The 17,600-nt window shown below is 67.1% G+C and carries 19 protein-coding genes and 1 pseudogene; 5 read left to right on the plus strand and 15 right to left on the minus strand.

Annotation, left to right across the window (positions count from 1 at the left end; genetic code table 11):
* Positions 1-42: 42 nt before the first annotated feature.
* The 12 genes from ACSFA2_RS13020 to ACSFA2_RS13075 form a co-directional block, all read right to left on the minus strand.
* Positions 43-1,050: an ABC transporter permease gene (locus ACSFA2_RS13020; RefSeq protein WP_435455741.1), complete on the minus strand. Its 1,008-nt coding sequence runs from the start codon at positions 1,048-1,050 to the stop codon at positions 43-45.
* Entirely contained in the window at positions 1,031-2,548 is a 1,518-nt protein-coding gene (locus tag ACSFA2_RS13025; protein WP_435455742.1) for a sugar ABC transporter ATP-binding protein, read from the minus strand. Before ACSFA2_RS13025 ends, ACSFA2_RS13020 begins: the two co-directional genes overlap by 20 nt.
* The gene (locus ACSFA2_RS13030; RefSeq protein ID WP_435455888.1) at positions 2,545-3,714 is read right to left on the minus strand and encodes an ROK family protein; all 1,170 of its coding nucleotides are present in this window, start codon (positions 3,712-3,714) and stop codon (positions 2,545-2,547) included. The genes ACSFA2_RS13025 and ACSFA2_RS13030 overlap by 4 nt, the downstream gene beginning before the upstream one ends.
* A 226-nt stretch (positions 3,715-3,940) precedes the next feature.
* Positions 3,941-4,360 (minus strand): F0F1 ATP synthase subunit epsilon, encoded by a 420-nt coding sequence (locus tag ACSFA2_RS13035; RefSeq protein WP_435455743.1) that lies wholly within the window; start codon positions 4,358-4,360, stop codon positions 3,941-3,943.
* A 130-nt stretch (positions 4,361-4,490) separates the two neighbouring features.
* Positions 4,491-5,906 (minus strand): F0F1 ATP synthase subunit beta, encoded by a 1,416-nt coding sequence (atpD, locus tag ACSFA2_RS13040; RefSeq protein WP_435455744.1) that lies wholly within the window; start codon positions 5,904-5,906, stop codon positions 4,491-4,493.
* 46 nt (positions 5,907-5,952) lie between these two features.
* Entirely contained in the window at positions 5,953-6,828 is an 876-nt protein-coding gene (gene atpG, locus ACSFA2_RS13045) for a F0F1 ATP synthase subunit gamma (RefSeq protein WP_435455745.1), read from the minus strand.
* Between the two features lie 32 nt (positions 6,829-6,860).
* Positions 6,861-8,414 carry a F0F1 ATP synthase subunit alpha gene (gene atpA, locus ACSFA2_RS13050; protein ID WP_435455746.1) on the minus strand — a complete coding sequence of 518 codons (1,554 nt, stop codon included), beginning with the start codon at positions 8,412-8,414 and terminating at the stop codon, positions 6,861-6,863.
* A gap of 45 nt (positions 8,415-8,459) precedes the next feature.
* On the minus strand, positions 8,460-8,990 hold the full coding sequence (locus tag ACSFA2_RS13055) for a F0F1 ATP synthase subunit delta (protein ID WP_435455747.1): 531 nt from the start codon (positions 8,988-8,990) through the stop codon (positions 8,460-8,462).
* Between the two features lie 7 nt (positions 8,991-8,997).
* Positions 8,998-9,468, minus strand: a complete 471-nt coding sequence (locus ACSFA2_RS13060; protein WP_435455748.1) for a F0F1 ATP synthase subunit B — start codon at positions 9,466-9,468, stop codon at positions 8,998-9,000.
* A 33-nt stretch (positions 9,469-9,501) separates the two neighbouring features.
* Positions 9,502-9,771, minus strand: a complete 270-nt coding sequence (gene atpE / locus ACSFA2_RS13065) for a F0F1 ATP synthase subunit C (RefSeq protein WP_140844704.1) — start codon at positions 9,769-9,771, stop codon at positions 9,502-9,504.
* A 64-nt stretch (positions 9,772-9,835) separates the two neighbouring features.
* Complete coding sequence (gene atpB, locus ACSFA2_RS13070; protein WP_435455749.1) at positions 9,836-10,714, minus strand: F0F1 ATP synthase subunit A; 879 nt, start codon at positions 10,712-10,714, stop codon at positions 9,836-9,838.
* A 22-nt stretch (positions 10,715-10,736) separates the two neighbouring features.
* The gene (locus tag ACSFA2_RS13075) at positions 10,737-11,183 is read right to left on the minus strand and encodes an ATP synthase subunit I (RefSeq protein WP_435455750.1); all 447 of its coding nucleotides are present in this window, start codon (positions 11,181-11,183) and stop codon (positions 10,737-10,739) included.
* Positions 11,184-11,348: 165 nt separating this feature from the next.
* Between ACSFA2_RS13075 and ACSFA2_RS13080 the strand changes: the two genes are divergently transcribed.
* From ACSFA2_RS13080 to ACSFA2_RS13100, 5 genes are all read left to right on the plus strand, one after another.
* Positions 11,349-11,651 carry a YbeD family protein gene (locus ACSFA2_RS13080; RefSeq protein ID WP_435455751.1) on the plus strand — a complete coding sequence of 101 codons (303 nt, stop codon included), beginning with the start codon at positions 11,349-11,351 and terminating at the stop codon, positions 11,649-11,651.
* An 8-nt stretch (positions 11,652-11,659) separates the two neighbouring features.
* On the plus strand, positions 11,660-12,421 hold the full coding sequence (lipB, locus tag ACSFA2_RS13085; protein ID WP_435455889.1) for a lipoyl(octanoyl) transferase LipB: 762 nt from the start codon (positions 11,660-11,662) through the stop codon (positions 12,419-12,421).
* Positions 12,422-12,429: 8 nt separating this feature from the next.
* Positions 12,430-13,410 (plus strand): lipoyl synthase, encoded by a 981-nt coding sequence (gene lipA, locus ACSFA2_RS13090; RefSeq protein WP_435455752.1) that lies wholly within the window; start codon positions 12,430-12,432, stop codon positions 13,408-13,410.
* 10 nt (positions 13,411-13,420) lie between these two features.
* A complete protein-coding gene (locus ACSFA2_RS13095) occupies positions 13,421-14,110 on the plus strand; it encodes an AraC family transcriptional regulator (protein ID WP_435455753.1) in 690 nt (229 codons plus the stop codon).
* Positions 14,111-14,175: 65 nt separating this feature from the next.
* Positions 14,176-15,078 carry a DMT family transporter gene (locus ACSFA2_RS13100; protein WP_435455754.1) on the plus strand — a complete coding sequence of 301 codons (903 nt, stop codon included), beginning with the start codon at positions 14,176-14,178 and terminating at the stop codon, positions 15,076-15,078.
* Here ACSFA2_RS13100 and ACSFA2_RS13105 read toward each other — a convergent pair.
* The 3 genes and pseudogenes from ACSFA2_RS13105 to ACSFA2_RS13115 all read right to left on the minus strand — a co-directional run.
* Positions 15,042-16,376, minus strand: a pseudogene (locus tag ACSFA2_RS13105) (sensor histidine kinase); the annotation flags it as partial. The gene ACSFA2_RS13100 and the pseudogene ACSFA2_RS13105 overlap by 37 nt on opposite strands.
* Positions 16,373-17,053: a response regulator transcription factor gene (locus ACSFA2_RS13110; RefSeq protein WP_435455890.1), complete on the minus strand. Its 681-nt coding sequence runs from the start codon at positions 17,051-17,053 to the stop codon at positions 16,373-16,375. The gene ACSFA2_RS13110 and the pseudogene ACSFA2_RS13105, both read right to left, overlap by 4 nt.
* 87 nt (positions 17,054-17,140) lie before the next feature.
* The gene (locus ACSFA2_RS13115; protein ID WP_435455755.1) at positions 17,141-17,596 is read right to left on the minus strand and encodes a Spy/CpxP family protein refolding chaperone; all 456 of its coding nucleotides are present in this window, start codon (positions 17,594-17,596) and stop codon (positions 17,141-17,143) included.
* Positions 17,597-17,600 lie beyond the last annotated feature (4 nt).

Genomic DNA, 17,600 nt, shown 5'->3' on the forward strand with positions numbered 1-17,600 from the left:
CTGCTTGTCTCCTTGTGGTTGGATGGAACGGGAACGGAAAGCTCAACGTCGGCCGCGTTGAAGGAACGCGACGATGATGATCACGAAGCCCTGCACCGCCGCGTTCAGGTACACGCTGATGATGCTGGTGAGGTTCAGGATGTTGCTGATGACCGAGAGCAGGATCGCGCCGATCACCGTGCCGGTGATGCTGCCCGCGCCGCCCTTGAGCGCGGTGCCGCCGACGATCACGGCCGCGATGGCTTCGAGCTCCCACAGCAGGCCGGTGGTCGGTGATGCCGAGCCCAGGCGCGGCACGTAGAGCAGCGTCGCGATGCCGACGCACACGCCGAGCAGCACGTAGGTCAGGATCTTCACGCGGTCGACGTCCACTGCGGCGTAGCGCGCCACCTGCTCGTTCGAGCCGATGGCCTGCACGTAGCGGCCGTAGGCGGTGCGGTTGAGGATCACGCCGCCGATCACCGCGACGACGAAGAAGACCCACACCGGCACCGGGATGCCCGCGAGGCTCGCGTAGTAGACCGGCGCGTAGAGGTCCGACAGGTCGTTGTCGAGCGTGAGCGCGCCACCATCGGCGAAGTAGGTGAGGTAGGCGCGGAAGATGCCGAGCGTGCCCAGCGTCACGATGAAGGGCTCGATGCGGCCCTTGGTGATGAGCAGGCCGTGCGCCAGCCCGAACATCGCGCCCAGCACCACCGCGAGCGTGGCGCCGAGCATCACCGCCATCAGCGGCGAGCCGGTGGCGGGCCCGGCCCAGTTGATGAACATGATCACGCTGCCGGCGATGAGCGCGGCCATCGAGCCGACCGACAGGTCGATGCCGCCCGAGATGATCACGAAGCACATGCCCACCGCGATGATGCCGATGAAGGCGGTGCGGGTGAGCACGTTCATCGCGTTGTCGGCCGTGGCGAAGTCGCCGTTGAGCAGCGTGCCGGCGATGCACAGCAGCACCAGGCCGATGACCGGGCCGATGCCGTGCAGGCGCGCGGCCCAGCCGGGTCGGCTCTCGGCGCGGTGCGTGGCCGCCTCAGGCGTTGGCGTGTTCATGGGCGGTTCCTGTGGCATGGGCGATGAGTTGTTCTTCGGTGAGATGGTCGGCGTCAAGCGTGGTCACGAGCCGGCCGGCGCGCATCACCGCGACACGGTGGCACAGGCCGATCAGCTCCATCAGTTCGGACGAGACGACGATCACGGCGAGCCCTTCGCGGGCGAGCCGCTGGATCAGGAAATAGATGTCGCGCTTGGCCCCGATGTCGACGCCGCGGGTGGGCTCGTCGAGCACCACGACCTTCGGTTGCGGCTGCAGCACCTTGGCGAGTGCGAGCTTCTGCTGGTTGCCGCCCGACAGGGACGACGCGTGCACGTCGAGCGAGCCGGTGCGGATGCCGTAGTCCTTCACGGCCTCGGCCAGCGCGGCGCGCTCGGCGGCGGGCCGCAGCCACGGCGTCGCGTAGCGCTCCAGCGCCATCAGCGTGAGGTTCTGGCGCAGGCCGAAGTGCACGTGTAGCCCCTTGCCCTTGCGGTCTTCGCTCAGGTAGGAGAAGCCGTGCTTGGCGGCATCGCGCGGGTTGCGCCAGCCCTTGTTGTTCGGCACTGCGCGCCCGAGCATCTCGACGTGGCCACTCGCCGGGCGCAGACCCATCAGCCCTTCGAACAGCTCGGTACGGCCCGCACCCACCAGGCCGGCGAAGCCGAGGATCTCGCCGGGACGCACTTCGAAGCTCGCGCCGTGTGCCCAGCCGGGGACGTTGAAGTCGTGCACCTTCATGGCGGGCGCCACGTCGCGCACGACGGCATCGCGCGGCGGGTAAAGGTCGGTCAGTTCGCGACCGACCATCCGATTCGCCATCTCGTGGCGGGTGATGTGCGCCGTGGGCGAGCGCATGACGAAGCGGCCGTCGCGCATCACGATCACGTCGTCGGTCACGCGCTCGACCTCGTCGAGCTTGTGCGAGATGTAGACGATGGTCACGCCCTCGGCGCGTAGCTGGGCGATCAGCTTGAAGAGGCGCTCGGTCTCGCCCGGCGTGAGCGTGGCGGTCGGCTCGTCCATGATGAGAAGCCGCGCGCGGCGCGCGATGGCCTTGGCGATCTCGACCAGCTGCTTCTCGGCGACGATGAGCCGGCGGACCTTGGTCTTCGGGTCGATCCGCAAGCCGACCTGGGCCAGCGCGGCGGCAGCGTCGCGCTCCATCGCCGCATCGTCGAGCAGCCAGCCTTTCTTCTTTTCATGGCCCAGGAAGATGTTCTGCGCCACGCTCAGGTCGTCGGCCAGGTTGAACTCCTGGTGGATCAGCACGATGCCCAGCGCCTCGGCGTCGCGCGAGCTGGCGAACTGCTGCGGCGCGCCGTCGATGCGCAGGGTGCCGCCGCTCGGCCGCTCGTAGCCCGCGAGGATCTTCATCAGCGTGGACTTGCCCGCGCCGTTCTCGCCCAGCAGGCCGTAGACCCGGCCGGGCGCAAGCGAGAAGCTCACGCCGTGCAGCACCTGCACCGGCCCGAAGGCCTTCTCGATGGCGTCGAAGTCGACGGCCAGTCCGTTCATGGTGCGACCCCTTTTACCTTCAGCGTTTCCTGCATGGCCAGCACGCCCGCGCCGATGATGCCGGCCTGCGCGCCCAGCGGCGTGTACTGGATCTCCAGGTGCCGCGTCGACAGCGCCAGCGAGCGCTGGTACACGCTCTGGCGCACCGCCGCGAGGAACAGCGGGCCGATGTGCGTGATGCCGCCGCCGATGAAGACGTGCGACGGGTTGAAGAAGTTCACCACCGACGCCAGCATCTGGCCAAGCAGGTTGCCGGCGCGCTGGATGATGGCGTTGGCCGCGGCGTCGCCGGCCCGGCCGGCATGGGACACGTCGAGCGCGTCGAGCCGGCCCTGCGCGCGCAGACGCTCCGCGAGCATCGTGCTCTCGCCCGCCTCCGCCGCCTGAACGGCCATGCGCGCGATCGCCGGACCGGCGGCCATCATCTCGACGCAGCCGACGTTGCCGCAGTGGCAGCGCGGGCCTTCCTGGTCGACGCAGATGTGGCCTACGTCGCCGGCCGAACCGGCCGCGCCGCGGTACACCTCGCCGTGGCAGACGATGCCGCAGCCGATGCCGGTGCCCACCTTGATGACGAGGAAGTTGGAGAGCGTGCGCTTGAGGCGCCAGAGCTCGCCCAGCGCCATCAGGTTGACGTCGTTGTCGACGAAGACCGGCGCCGCATAGTCCTCGCGCAGCGCCTCGCGGATCGAGAAGCCGTCCCAGGCGGGCATGAGCGGCGGGTTGACGAGCTGGCCGATCTGGAAGTTCACCGGTCCGGGAACGCCGATGCCGATGCCCATCACCTTCGACGCGTCGAGCCCGCACTGCACGAGCAGCTCGCGCATGAGCACCCGCACCCGCGCCAGCACGACGCCGGGCCCCTGCAGCACATCGGCCGCTTCCGAACACTGGGCCAGCGGCTGCAGGTCGGGGCCGAGCACGGCGAGGTCGAGGCTGGTGGCGCCGATGTCGATGCCCACCAGCACGCCGAGCGAGCCATTGATCTGCAGGTTTTCGGCGCGGCGGCCGCCCGAGGAGCGCTGCAAGCCGGCTTCCGCCAGCAGGCCCTGGTCGACCAGGCCGGCGATCAGCGCATTCGCCTTGCTCTTGGAGAAGCCGAGCTGTTCGGCCATGCCATGGCGCGAGCCGCCCGTCGACCAGAAGGTCGTCTCGAGCAGCTGCATTTCGTCGGCCGTCAGGCCGCGCCAGCGTTCCATGCGTTGTCTCCGTCTCTCGCGCGCTCGGCAACGGATGGCCAAGGCGGAAGCCGGATACTAGAGAGAGGGCTTCAGCCAGACAAGGCTTAACTTCGACCATTTACAGGCCAAACCGTCCACCTATTCATTCAGCTTCGACCGCGCCAATGAAAAAGCCGCCCGAGGGCGGCTTCATCGCAAACGGCGAACCGCCTTACCTCTTCTGACGGTACTTGCGCAGCGCAGCGATCTGCGCGGCCATCACGGCCAGTTCCGACTGCGCCATCGCGATGTCGATGTCGCTCTTGGCGTTCTTCAGCGCTTCCTCGGCGGCGGCCTTGGCGGCGTTGGCCTTCTCGTCGTCGAGGTCCTTGCCGCGGATCGCGGTGTCGGACAGCACGGTGACGGTGTGGGGCTGCACCTCGAGGATGCCACCGGCCACGAAGACGAACTCTTCGCCGCCGTCGGCCATCTCGATGCGCACGGCACCCGGGCGGATGCGCGTAATCAGCGGCGTGTGGCGCGGGTAGATGCCGAGCTCGCCGGCTTCACCGGGCAGCGCGACGAAGCGTGCTTCGCCCGAGAAGATCGACTCTTCCGCGCTGACGACGTCGACGTGAATGGTGTTTGCCATGTTTTTTCCTTTGCCGTTCTAAAGAGAACTTCGTAGAGCAAGCAGTCGGCCGTCTGGTAAGGCGCCGCGCAGAGCCGTACACGAAGTACGGCGAGCACGGCAACGAAGCCAGGCGGTCGAATGCGCCGCTTTACGCGACCTTTTTGGCTTTTTCGAAGGCTTCGTCGATCGTCCCGACCATGTAGAACGCCTGTTCCGGCAGGTGGTCGCACTCGCCTTCCACGATCATCTTGAAACCACGGATGGTTTCGGTCAGCGGAACGTACTTGCCCGGCGAACCCGTGAACACCTCGGCCACGTGGAAGGGCTGCGACAGGAAACGCTGGATCTTGCGGGCGCGGGCCACGGCCAGCTTGTCGTCCGGTGCCAGTTCGTCCATGCCCAGAATGGCGATGATGTCGCGCAGTTCCTTGTAGCGCTGCAGCGTGCCTTGCACGGCGCGGGCCACGTTGTAGTGCTCTTCACCGACGACGGCCGGCGACAGCTGGCGCGAGGTCGAGTCCAGCGGGTCCACGGCCGGGTAGATGCCCAGCGATGCGATTTCACGCGACAAGGCGACGGTCGAGTCCAAGTGGGCGAAGGTGGTGGCAGGCGACGGATCGGTGTAGTCGTCGGCTGGCACGTAGACGGCCTGGATCGAGGTGATCGAGCCGACCTTGGTCGACGTGATCCGCTCTTGCAGGCGGCCCATTTCCTCGGCCAGCGTCGGCTGGTAGCCCACGGCGGAAGGCATGCGACCCAGCAGTGCCGACACTTCGGTCCCGGCCAGCGTGTAGCGGTAGATGTTGTCCACGAAGAACAGCACGTCCTTGCCTTCGTCGCGGAACGACTCGGCAATGGTCAGGCCGGTCAGCGCGACGCGCAGACGGTTGCCCGGGGGTTCGTTCATCTGGCCGTAGACCATGGCCACCTTCGAGTCCTCGAGGTTCTCGAGGTTCACGACGCCGGAGTCGGCCATCTCATGATAGAAGTCGTTGCCCTCGCGGGTCCGCTCGCCCACACCGGCGAACACCGACACGCCCGAGTGAGCCTTCGCGATGTTGTTGATGAGTTCCATCATGTTCACGGTCTTGCCCACGCCGGCACCGCCGAACAGGCCGACCTTGCCGCCCTTGGCGAACGGGCACACCAGGTCGATCACCTTGATGCCGGTTTCCAGCAGCTCCTGCGACGGCGACAGGTCGTCGTACGCGGGCGCCTTGCGGTGGATCGAGGCGGTGAGTTCCTGGCTGACCGGGCCGCGCTCGTCGATGGGCGCGCCGAGCACGTCCATGATGCGGCCGAGCGTGGCCTTGCCCACGGGCACGGTGATCGGTGCGTGGGTGTTGGTGACCATCAGGCCGCGGCGCAGGCCGTCGGACGAACCGAGCGCGATGGTTCGCACCACGCCGTCGCCGAGCTGCTGCTGCACTTCGAGTGTCAGCGCGCTGCCTTCGAACTTCAGGGCGTCATAGATCTTGGGCATCTGGTTGCGCGGGAATTCCACGTCGACCACGGCACCGATACATTGAACGATCTTGCCTTGCACTGCATTGGCTTGAGCCATCATCTGCTCCAATTAATTTTTGAATCTGGTTGACGTCGAGACTGGCTCAGACGCCGGCGGCCGCCGCAGCGCCCGACACGATTTCCGACAGCTCTTTGGTGATGCCGGCCTGGCGGGTCTTGTTGTAGATCAGCTTGAGTTCGCCGATCACGTTGCCCGCGTTGTCCGTGGCCGCCTTCATGGCCACCATGCGGGCCGACTGCTCGGACGCCATGTTTTCCGCCACGGCCTGGTAGACCAGCGATTCCACGTAGCGCACCAGCAGCTCGTCGATCACGCTGGGCGCGTCGGGCTCGTAGATGTAGTCCCACGCGTGCTGGCCAGCCTCGCCCTTCAACGACTCCGACGCGAGCGGCAGCAGCTGCTCGACCACCGACTCCTGGCGCATCGTGTTGATGAACCGGGTGTAGCAGAGGTAGACCGCGTTGACCTTGCCTTCGGCATAGGCGTCGAGCAGCACCTTGACGGGGCCGATCAGCTTGTCGAGGTGCGGCTTGTCGCCCAGGTGCGTGGCGTGGGACACCACGCGCGCGCCGATGCGGTTGAGGAAGCTCAGGCCCTTGTTGCCGATCGCCACCGCCTCGACGGTCACGCCGGCGGCCTGCTCCTCGCGCAGCTTGACCGTCAACGCGCGCAGCACGTTGGTGTTCATGCCGCCGCACAGACCCTTGTCGGTCGTCACCAGGATGTAGCCCGCCGCCTTCGCTTCGTTCGTCTTCATGAACGCGTGCGTGTACTCCGGGTTGGCCTGGCCGAGATGCGCCGCGATGTTGCGGATCTTCTCGCTGTACGGACGGGCGGCGCGCATGCGCTCCTGCGCCTTGCGCATCTTCGACGCGGCCACCATTTCCATGGCCTTGGTGATCTTCTTGGTGTTCTCCACCGATTTGATCTTGCCGCGGATTTCCTTGCCGGCTGCCATAGATGCTCCTTAAGCCTTGCTGTCGATCGCCATCAGGCGAAGGACTTCTTGAACGTCGTGATTGCGGCCGTGAGTTCTGCTTCGGCGTCCTTGTCGAGCGCCTTGGCCTTTTCGACCTTGTCGAGCAGTGCCGCGTGGCTGGTCTTCAGGAACTGGTGCAGGCCGTGTTCGAAGGCCAGGACCTTCTTCACTTCCAGGTCGTCCATGAAGCCCTTGTTCACCGCGAACAGCGTGGCGCCCATCAGCGAGATGGGCAGCGGGCTGTACTGCGCCTGCTTGAGCAGTTCGGTCACGCGGGCACCGCGGTCGAGCTGCTTGCGGGTGGCTTCGTCCAGGTCGGAAGCGAACTGCGCGAACGCAGCCAGTTCACGGTACTGGGCCAGGTCGGTACGGATACCGCCCGACAGGCTCTTGATGATCTTCGTCTGAGCGGCCGAGCCCACGCGCGACACCGAGATACCGGCGTTGATGGCGGGACGGATGCCGGCGTTGAACAGGTTGGTTTCCAGGAAGATCTGGCCGTCGGTGATCGAGATCACGTTGGTCGGCACGAAGGCGGACACGTCGCCGGCTTGCGTCTCGATGATCGGCAGTGCCGTCAGCGAACCGGTCTTGCCCTTGACTTCACCCTTGGTGAAGGCTTCGACGTAGTCGGCATTCACGCGGGCTGCGCGTTCGAGCAGACGGCTGTGGAGATAGAACACGTCGCCGGGGTAGGCTTCGCGGCCTGGCGGGCGGCGCAGCAGCAGCGAGACCTGGCGGTAGGCCACGGCTTGCTTGGACAGGTCGTCGTACACGATCAGGGCGTCTTCGCCGCGGTCGCGGAAGTACTCGCCCATCGTGCAGCCCGAGTAGGCCGACACGTACTGCATCGCAGCCGATTCCGACGCCGAAGCCGCGACCACGATCGTGTAGTCCATGGCACCGGCTTGTTCCAGTGCGCGCACCACGTTCTTGATCGACGAGGCCTTCTGGCCGATCGCGACGTAGACACAGGTCACGCCCTGACCCTTCTGGTTGATGATCGCGTCGATGGCCACGGCGGTCTTGCCGGTCTGGCGGTCGCCGATGATCAGCTCGCGCTGGCCGCGGCCGATCGGCACCATGGAGTCGATCGACTTCAGGCCGGTCTGCAGCGGCTGGTCGACGGACTTCCGTGCGATCACGCCCGGTGCGACCTTCTCGATCACGTCGGTCATCTTGGCGTTGATCGGACCCTTGCCGTCGATCGGCTGGCCCAGTGCGTTCACCACGCGGCCGATGAGCTCGGGGCCGACCGGCACTTCCAGGATGCGGCCCGTGCACTTCACGGTGTCGCCTTCGGAGATGTGCTCGTACTCGCCCAGGATCACGGCGCCGACCGAGTCGCGCTCGAGGTTCAGGGCCAGGCCGTACGACGGCGTGCCGTCGGCGGTGGGCGTGAATTCGAGCATTTCGCCCTGCATCGCGTCCGACAGGCCGTGCACGCGCACGATGCCGTCGGTCACCGACACCACGGTGCCCTGGTTGCGAATGTCAGCGCTGACGCCAAGGCCCTCGATGCGGCTCTTGATCAGTTCGGAAATCTCTGCGGGATTGAGTTGCATGACTCTTTCCTTCTTTCAATAAATGGGGCCAACCGCCTCGCCGCATCAAGCGGTGAGCGCTGCTTTCATTTGCTCGAGACGCGCCTTGACGGACGTGTCGAGGACTTCATCGCCCACCACGGCACGGATGCCACCGATGAGCGACGGGTCGAGTTCGACCCGCGTGTTCAGCTTGCGGCCGAAGCGGCGTTCCAGCGACTCGGAAACGGTCTTGAGACCGGCCCCGTCGATCGGGAAGGCGCTGTAGACCACGGCATCGGACGCGCCGCGCTGGGCGTTCTTCAGCAGATTGAACTGGACGGCGACCTCGGGCAGCGCGGCCAGACGACCGTTGTCGATCACGGTGCGCAGGAAGTTCTGGCCGGCAGCCGGAAGGCCGTTGGACACGAACCCCGACACCAGGTCGAACACCTGTTCAGGCGCGACCTTCGGGTCGGCAGCGAACTGCAGCAACTGCGGGTTGCCGGCAACGGCGGCGAGCTGGTCGAGCCAGCCGGCCGTGCCGTCGAGGTCGCTTGCCGATGCCTTGTACAGCGCTTCGGCGTAAGGACGGGCGATGGTGGCGAGTTCGGCCATGTCGTCCTCAGAGCTCGGTCTTCAGGCGGTCGAGCAGTTCGGCGTGGACGCCGGCATTGACTTCCTTGCGGAGAATCTGCTCGGCACCCTTGACGGCCAGCGCGGCGACCTGCTCGCGCAGAACCTCGCGGGCACGCACCGATTGCTGTTCGGCTTCGGCCTGCGCAGCTGCCACGATCTTGTTGGCTTCCACGGTGGCACGGCCCTTGGCCTCGTCGACGATCTGCTGGGCGCGGCGCTCGGCGTCGGCCAGCAGGTTGGTCGTCTCGTTGCGGGACTTCACCAGTTCCTGCTCGACGCGCTGATTGGCAGAAGCGAGTTCCGCCTTGGCCTTTTCGGCGGCCGCCAGGCCCGCGGCGATCTTTTGTGCGCGTTCATCCAGCGCCTTCGCAATGGGCGGCCACACGAATTTCATCGTGAACAGCACCAGCAGCAGGAAGACGATGGCCTGAACGAACAGGGTCGCGTTGATACTCACGGCAACACCTTTCTTGAGTGGCGTTGAACGGGATTACTTCGGCAGGTTGGCCAGGAAGGTCGCGGCGAACGGGTTGGCGAAGGCGAACAGCAGGGCGATGGCCACACCGATCAGGAAGGCAGCGTCGATCAGACCGGCCAAGATGAACATCTTGGTTTGGAGGTCGTTCATGAGCTCGGGTTGGCGTGCCGACGATTCGAGGAACTTGCCGCCCATCAGTGCGATGCCGATGGACGCACCGATCGCGCCGAGACCGACGATCAAACCACATGCCAGAGCGACGAGACCGAGAATGTTTGCCATGATGACTCCTTAGATTACAGATGAAAGCGAAAAGAAAAAACGAAAGCGAGAAGGGTAACCAGGCCTAGTGGCCCTCATGCGCCTGACCCAGGTAGATGAGTGTCAGCATCATGAAAATGAATGCCTGCAGCGTGATCACCAGGATGTGGAAGATCGCCCAGACGGTTCCGGCAATGATGTGCCCGACAGGCAGCAGCACTCCCGAGAACGAAGCTGCCATCGCACCACCCATGAGTGCGATCAGCATGAAGACGAGTTCGCCGGCATACATGTTGCCGAACAGCCGCATGCCGTGCGAGACGGTCTTGGCAAGGTATTCGATGACCTGCATCAGCAGGTTGATGGGCCACAGCACCGGGTGCGCACCGAAAGGCGCGGTGATGAGCTCATGGCCCCAGCCGCCCAGGCCCTTGACCTTGATGCCATAGAACAGGCACAGCAGCAGCACGGAGGTCGACAGGCCGAGCGTGGTCGAGAGGTCGGCGGTCGGCACGACGCGCATGTAGGCGTGATGCGGGTCGTGGCCCGCCGCGTCGAACGCCTGCGCCCAGAGCGCCGGAAACAGGTCGACCGGCAGCATGTCCATGGCGTTCAGCAGGAAGATCCAGACGAACACGGTCAGCGCCAGCGGCGCGATGAACTTGCGGCTCTGCGCGTTGTGCACGTTGGCCTTGGCCTGGCTGTCGACCATTTCCACGAGGATTTCGACCGCGGCCTGGAAACGGCCGGGCACGCCCGAGGTGGCCTTGCGCGCGGCGAGCCACAGCACGAAGCAGCCGATCGCGCCGACCAGCAGCGCCCACAGCACCGAGTCGAGGTTGATGACGCCGAAGTCGACGATGGCCTTTTGGGTCACCGGCTCGAGGCTCCAGTTCACCTGCCAATGCTGCAAATGGTGAACGATGTATTCACTCGCGGTCGGTGCGTGTCCTTCTGCGGCCATCTTTCAGCGTCTCTTTAAAGAATCAAATCCGGTTCAACAATCTGGGCCGCACCACGAGGGCGACCCAGTACATCTTCATCGCTGCCACGATGCCAGCCAGCATCGCCAGCCAACTCAGGTCGCCGATCACCCAGGGTGCCGCCGCCAGAAAGGCCACGGTCAACGCCAGCTTGATCAGCTCCCAGACAAAAAACCTCAGCATGGCGGCCGACGGATGCCCCGCCTGCGTGCCCCTCATCGCACCCCGGACAAACAAAGCCGCCGGGATCGCCACTGCCAATGCCCCGTAAAGTGCCGACACGCCGGCCACCGGCCGACCCGTCCAAGCCCACGCGATGCCTGCCACGATCAATCCTGCGACCACTTGGGCCACGATCACCCACCAGGGCGAAGGTTCGGGATTGGCATCGCGCAGCTGCTGCGCCTGTTCGGCGGTGAGCGGCTTGAAATCGGCGTCTTCGACATCCATCTCCGACTCTGGCGTGCTTGTTGTCATGGTTGTGTGCACTGCCGGTGGCCGAAGGCTGCCTAAAATTTACAAAGCCATTGATTATAAGTAAAAACCCCTTGCATTCCGCCATGACCAAGCACATCAACGGGGAACTTCAACTGCTTGACACCATCACCGACGACCATGACGACTCCAGCTCCGACGCCTGACACCCCGACCGACATCCGCAAGGAGTCGCTGATCGAGTACCCCTCCCTGTTCCCGATCAAGGTGATGGGCGCCAAGGTCGATGGCTTCGTCCACGCCGTCACGCAGATCGCCGAGAAGTTCGACCCGCAGTTCGACGCCAGCACGATCGAACTGCGCACCAGCAAGGAAGGCAACTACCTGGGCGTGACCGTCACCGTGACCGCCACCAGCCGTGAGCAGCTCGACGACCTCTACCGTACCCTGTCGTCGCATCCGATGGTGAAGGTGGTGCTTTGACCCTGGCCGTGCGGCCCACGCTGGCGGCGACGCTGCTCGGCCACGTCGAGTACCTCGAAACCTACGACGCGATGCGCCGCTTTGCCGCCGAGCGCGGCGAACACACCCCCGACGTGCTGTGGATGTGCGAGCACCCACCGGTCTTCACGCAGGGCCTGGCCGGCAAGGCAGACCATCTGCTGAATCCCGGCGCGATCCCGGTCGTCCAGACCGACCGTGGCGGGCAGGTGACGTACCACGGCCCGGGGCAGGTCGTGGCCTATCCGCTGCTCGACCTGCGCCGCACCGGCTACTTCGTGAAGGAGTACGTCTACCGGCTTGAGGAATCGGTGATCGGCACGCTGGCGCACTTTGGCGTTACGGGGCACCGCGTGGCCGGGTCGCCCGGTATTTACGTGCGGCTGGACGACCCGTTTTCCCATGCGGCGCTGACACGCCCCCACGCTCCGCCGCTGCGCGGGTCGCTGCCCCCCGAGGGGGCTGATTCGCCTTGGGGCGGCCCGGCGGCGAATCCCGGCCCGTTCTCCCCGGCCGACGCGTTCCGCGGCCTCGGCAAGATCGCCGCGCTGGGCATCAAGGTGGCGCGCCACGGCACGTACCACGGCGTGTCCTTCAATGTCGCGATGGACCTGGAACCCTTCTCGCGCATCAACCCTTGCGGCTATGCCGGGCTGCGAACGGTCGACCTTTCTACAATCGGGGTCCACACCACCTGGGAAGAAGCCGCGCACGTGCTGAGCCAGAAGCTCGTCACCTACCTGGCGCCTTGAGAGCCCCTATGAGCAGCACCGAAGTCGTCCGCGAGGCGCAAAGCGCCGAAAACTACAACCCGCTCGCCAAGCAGAAGGCGGCGGCGAAGCTGTCGCGCATCCCGGTCAAGGTGGTGCAGGGCGAGATGCTCAAGAAGCCCGAGTGGATCCGCGTGAAGGCCGGCTCGCCGACCACGCGCTTCTACGAGATCAAGCAGATCCTGCGCGAGAACAACCTGCACACGGTGTGCGAGGAAGCCTCGTGCCCCAACATCGGCGAGTGCTTCGGCAAGGGCACGGCCACGTTCATGATCATGGGCGACAAATGCACCCGCCGTTGCCCGTTCTGCGATGTCGGCCACGGCCGGCCCGACCCGCTCGACCCCGACGAGCCGCTGAACCTGGCACGCACCATTGCCAAGCTGCGCCTGAAGTACGTGGTGATCACCAGCGTCGACCGCGACGACCTGCGTGACGGCGGCAGCGGCCACTTCGTCGAGTGCATCCGCAACATTCGCGAGCTCTCGCCGACGACGCAGATCGAGATCCTGGTGCCCGACTTCCGCGGCCGTGACGACCGCGCGCTGGAGATCCTCAAGGCCGCACCGCCGGACGTGATGAACCACAACCTGGAAACCGCGCCGCGCCTCTACAAGGAAGCACGCCCCGGCAGCGACTACCAGTTCAGCCTGAACCTGCTCAAGAAGTTCAAGGCGCTGCACCCGAGCGTGCCGACCAAGAGCGGCATCATGGTCGGCCTGGGCGAGACCGACGACGAGATCCTGCAGATCATGCGCGACATGCGCGCGCACGACATCGACATGCTGACCATCGGCCAGTACCTGTCGCCGTCGAACTCGCACCTGCCGGTCAAGCGCTACGTGCACCCGGACACCTTCAAGATGTTCGAGGAAGAAGCCTACAAGATGGGCTTCACGCACGCGGCCGTGGGCGCGATGGTGCGCTCGAGCTACCACGCCGACGAACAGGCGCACGCCGCCGGCGTCTGAGGCGCGCGCCATGGCCGCCGGTGGCACCTTGACGCTGCGCCACTACGGCGCATCGCACGGCAGCCATGCACACGACCACTTCCAGGTGCTGATCGGCCTGGATGGCGTGCTCGAACTCGAGGTCGAAGGACGCGGCCGACGCATCGCCGCCGGTGACGGCTGCGTGATCCCGCCGGGCGAGCACCACGACTTCGGCGCCGACGGCAGCAGCCGGTGCCTGGTGCTCGACAGCACCCTGAGCGCCTGGCAGCAGCATGCCGGGCAGGCCACGCCGTCGCCCCAGGCGCGCGCCCTCGCGCAATGCCTCGCCCGGAGCGTGACGCAGGACCACCCGCTGGCCACGCTCTACGGGCCCCTGCTGCTGCTCGAGGCCTGGCACGGCACGCCGACACCGCGCAGCGCACGGCGCCCGATCGACTGGGCCGCGCTCGCCGCCTGGATCGCCACCCGGCACGGCGCACCGCTCGACGTCGCCACGCTGGCGGCGCGCTGCTGCCTCAGTGCCAGCCAGTTCAACGCGCGCTGCCGCGACGAGATGGGCACGAGTGCGATGCACTGGCTGCGCGGTCTCCGCCTGGCGCAGGCGCGCACGTTGCGCGCCGCCGGCACCAGCGTCGCCGAGACGGCCCGCCGCACCGGCTACCGTTCGCCCTCGGCGCTCACCGCCGCCCTGCGTCGCCAGGCACAGCCCGACGGCTGAACCGAGGCGCGTTGCGCGACGATGCGCCGTCGCCACGCGACGACCGGCCGCTCTAAGCTCGGCGCATGTCCCCCGCCACCCTGCTCGCACTCGGCGCCATCGCCTTCTGGGCCACGCTCGCCTCGCTGGGCACCGCACTCTCGCACGTGCCGCCCTTCCTCCTGACCGGGCTGGCCCTGGCGATCGGCAGCGTGCTGAGCCTGCCGCACCTGCTGCGCGATCGCCGCGCCTGGGCCGTGCCGCCGCGCACGCTCGCGCTCGGCATCTACGGGCTGTTCGGCTTTCACTTCCTGCTGTTCATCGCGCTGCGGAACGCACCGCCGGTCGAAGCGAATCTGGTGAACTACCTGTGGCCGCTCTTCATGGTGGTGCTGGCGCCAGTGCTGCTGAAGGGCGTGACGCTGCGGCCGCTGCATGTGGTCGCTGCGCTGCTCGGCTTCGCCGGCGCAGCCATCGCCATCCTCGGCGCGCGCGGCGACGGCGTGACGATGGGCGCCACGCCCGCGTACTGGGGTTTCGTGCCGGCGCTGGGCTCGGCTTTCATCTGGGCCAGCTATTCGCTGTGGACGCAGCGGGTGCCCGCCTTTCCGACGGCGGCGATCGGCCTGTTCGGGCTGGTGTCCGGACTGCTGGCGCTGGGCTGCCACGCCGTGCTGGAACCGTCGGTGGCCCTGAGCCCGCGCGACATCGTGCTGATCGTGCTGTGCGGACTCGGCCCGCTCGGCGCCGCCTTCTACCTGTGGGACATGGCCCTCAAGCGCGGGGATGCGCGGCAGATCGGCATCCTGAGCTACCTCACGCCGCTGGCGTCGACCGGTCTGCTGCTGGCGCTGACTGGCCGACCGCTGTCATGGACGATCGCGCTGGCCGCACTGATGATCATCTCGGCCGCCGTGATCGGCACGCGGGCCGCTGACGCGCCGTCGGGCGGCAGGCGCACGTCGATGGCGAGCCCCGGCCGCGCCTGACGCACCTGCAGCGTGCCGCCATGCGCCTCCACCACCAGCCGGCACAGGTACATGCCGAGTCCGACGCCGCCGGTGGCGCGTTGCCGCGCGCTGTCGGCGCGGAAGAAGGGCTCGGTGAGGTGCGCCAGCTGCGCATCGTCGACGCCCGGGCCGAAGTCGCGCACGTCGAGCACGACGCCACCATCGGCGGCCGGCCGCAGGCTCAGCACCGGGGGCTGCGTGGCCTCTGCGCCGTAGCGCTGCGCGTTGTCCAGCAGGTTGCGCACCAGGAGCCGCATGCGCGTGCGGTCGAGCGCCAGCGTCGGCAAGTTCTCTGCCAGATCGAGCCGCACCATCGCCACGCCCGGCATCTCGCCCGCGGTGTCGCGGACCAGCGCGGCCAGGTCGACCGGCTCGCGGTGCAGTGCCGTGTGCGGACCGGCCAGGCGCTCGCTTTCGAGCAGGTCGGTGATCAGGTCGCGCATCTCGTTCAGGTCGCGCAGCAGCGCGTCACGCTCGACCGCGCCCTCGTCGGTGGCGGGCAGCAGCTCGGCATTGAGCCGCGCGCGGGTGAGCGGCGAGCGCAACTCGTGGCTCAGCGCCAGCAGCAGCGCGCGCTTGGCGTCGAGCATGCCGCGGATGTCATGCGCCATCGTGTTGATGCGCTGCGCCAGATCGCCCAGCTCATCGCGCCGCCGCAGCGGAATGGGCTGGTCGAAGTCGCCACGGCCGAAGCGTTCGGCGCCGATGCGAATGTCGTCGAGCGGGCGCAGCAGCTTGAGCACATAACCATAGGCGGCCAGGATCAGCGCGAGCAGCAACGCCAGCGTCAGCCAGCCGATGCCGTGCGGCTTGTCCTGCCACGGCGAGGCGCCCAGGCCGAAGGTGACGACATGGCCGTCTGCCGTGCTGCGGCGAAACCAGGCGTCGCGCGGCTCCCCTTCGCCGTCATCGCCCGTCGTCTGTCGGTCGCGCCTGTCGGGCCGATCGGACCACCTGCCGCGGCGGTCCTTGTCGGGGTGCGAGTCCCACTGCACCGTCGGCCCGTCGATGCGGATCGTGATCGGCAGCCGGGCGACCAGTGCCTGCGCACGCGCGATGTCGGGCGGGCTGCCGATCTCGGCCACCAGGCGGTCGGTGTAGTCGACCAGCAGCGGCTTGGCCGCATCGCGCCAGCCGGTCGTGAAGACGCGTTGCATGCCGCCCAGGAACACGACGCCCATGGCCAGCGCCAGCAGCACGAACACGGTGATGAGCCGCAGCCGCAGCGAATGCTTCCAACGGTGGCGCCAGCGTCGCTCGGCGTGCACCCGGCTCATGGGGCGACAGCCAGCGCGTAGCCTGCGTTGCGCAGCGTCTTGATGCAGTCGAGCGGCTCGAGCTTCTTGCGCAGACGGCTGATCACGATGTCGACGGCACGCGTGTAGAGCTCGGCCTCCTGGCCACGCAGCTGGTTCAGGATGTCGTCGCGGTTCCACACTTTGCCCGGCTGCCGCGCGAGCAGCGCCAGCAGTTCGAACTCGGTGCCGGTGAGCTCCACCCGCTCGCCCTGGCGCAGCACCTCGCGCCGGTCGAGGTCGACCACGAGGCCGTCGAACACCAGGCGCTGCGGCGTCGCCGCCGGCACCGCGGATTTGCGCCGGCGCCGCAGGATGGTCTGCACGCGCGCCACGAGTTCGCGCGGCTCGAAGGGCTTGGGCAGGTAGTCGTCGGCACCGAGCTCGAGCCCGACCACGCGGTCCATCACGTCACCCCGGGCCGTGAGCATGACGATGGGAATGTCGCTCTCGCCGCGGATCGCGCGGCACAGCGCGAAGCCGTCCATCTCGGGCAGCATCACGTCGAGGATGGCGGCGTCGTAGTGCGCGGCCCGCAACTTGGCCAGCCCTTCGCTTGGCCGCGTCGCACTGTCGAGCACGCAGTCGAAGCGCGCGAAGTAGGTGGCCAGCGGCGCGGCCAGGTGTTCGTCGTCGTCGATCAGCAGGATGCGGGACATGAGCGGATTGTGCCTAGCGACGCCGGCCCAGAGCAGGCCGGCGATCAGGCCCGCGGGCATCGGCGCGACGCGACGCATGCGGGCGCCTCAACCATGCCGGCCCCAACGGCGTCCGCGCTCCATGAAGTCGCGCACCTGCTGCTGTTGCGCGGGCCGCAGGTGGTCGAAGAAGTCGGCGGCGGCGGCGATGACCTCGGGGCTGCCGGTGCGCAGGGCCGCTGTCTTCTCCTCCACCAGCCGCGTGGCGCTGGCCTGATCGAACGCGTTGCCCGCGAACAGCGCCTTGAACTGCGCACGCGGGTCGCCGCTGCCACGCAGGGCCGCGCGCTGCGCCTGCAGCTTGTCGGCCAACACGTCGAGCTTCTGCTTCTGCGAGGCGTCGAGGTCGAGCTTGCTGCCGACCCGTTCGACCATGCGCGCGCGGAGTTCGGCCGGATCGCCATGCCCCCAACCATGGCGCTGGGCGGCACAGCCGGCGATGCTGCCGACGACCAGGGCGCCGCCGAAGAGGCCGACGAGGCTGCGTTGAATCCATGTCTTCATGATG

It is taken from the genome of Variovorax cryoconiti, from assembly GCF_051216395.1.
Taxonomy (GTDB): domain Bacteria; phylum Pseudomonadota; class Gammaproteobacteria; order Burkholderiales; family Burkholderiaceae_C; genus Variovorax.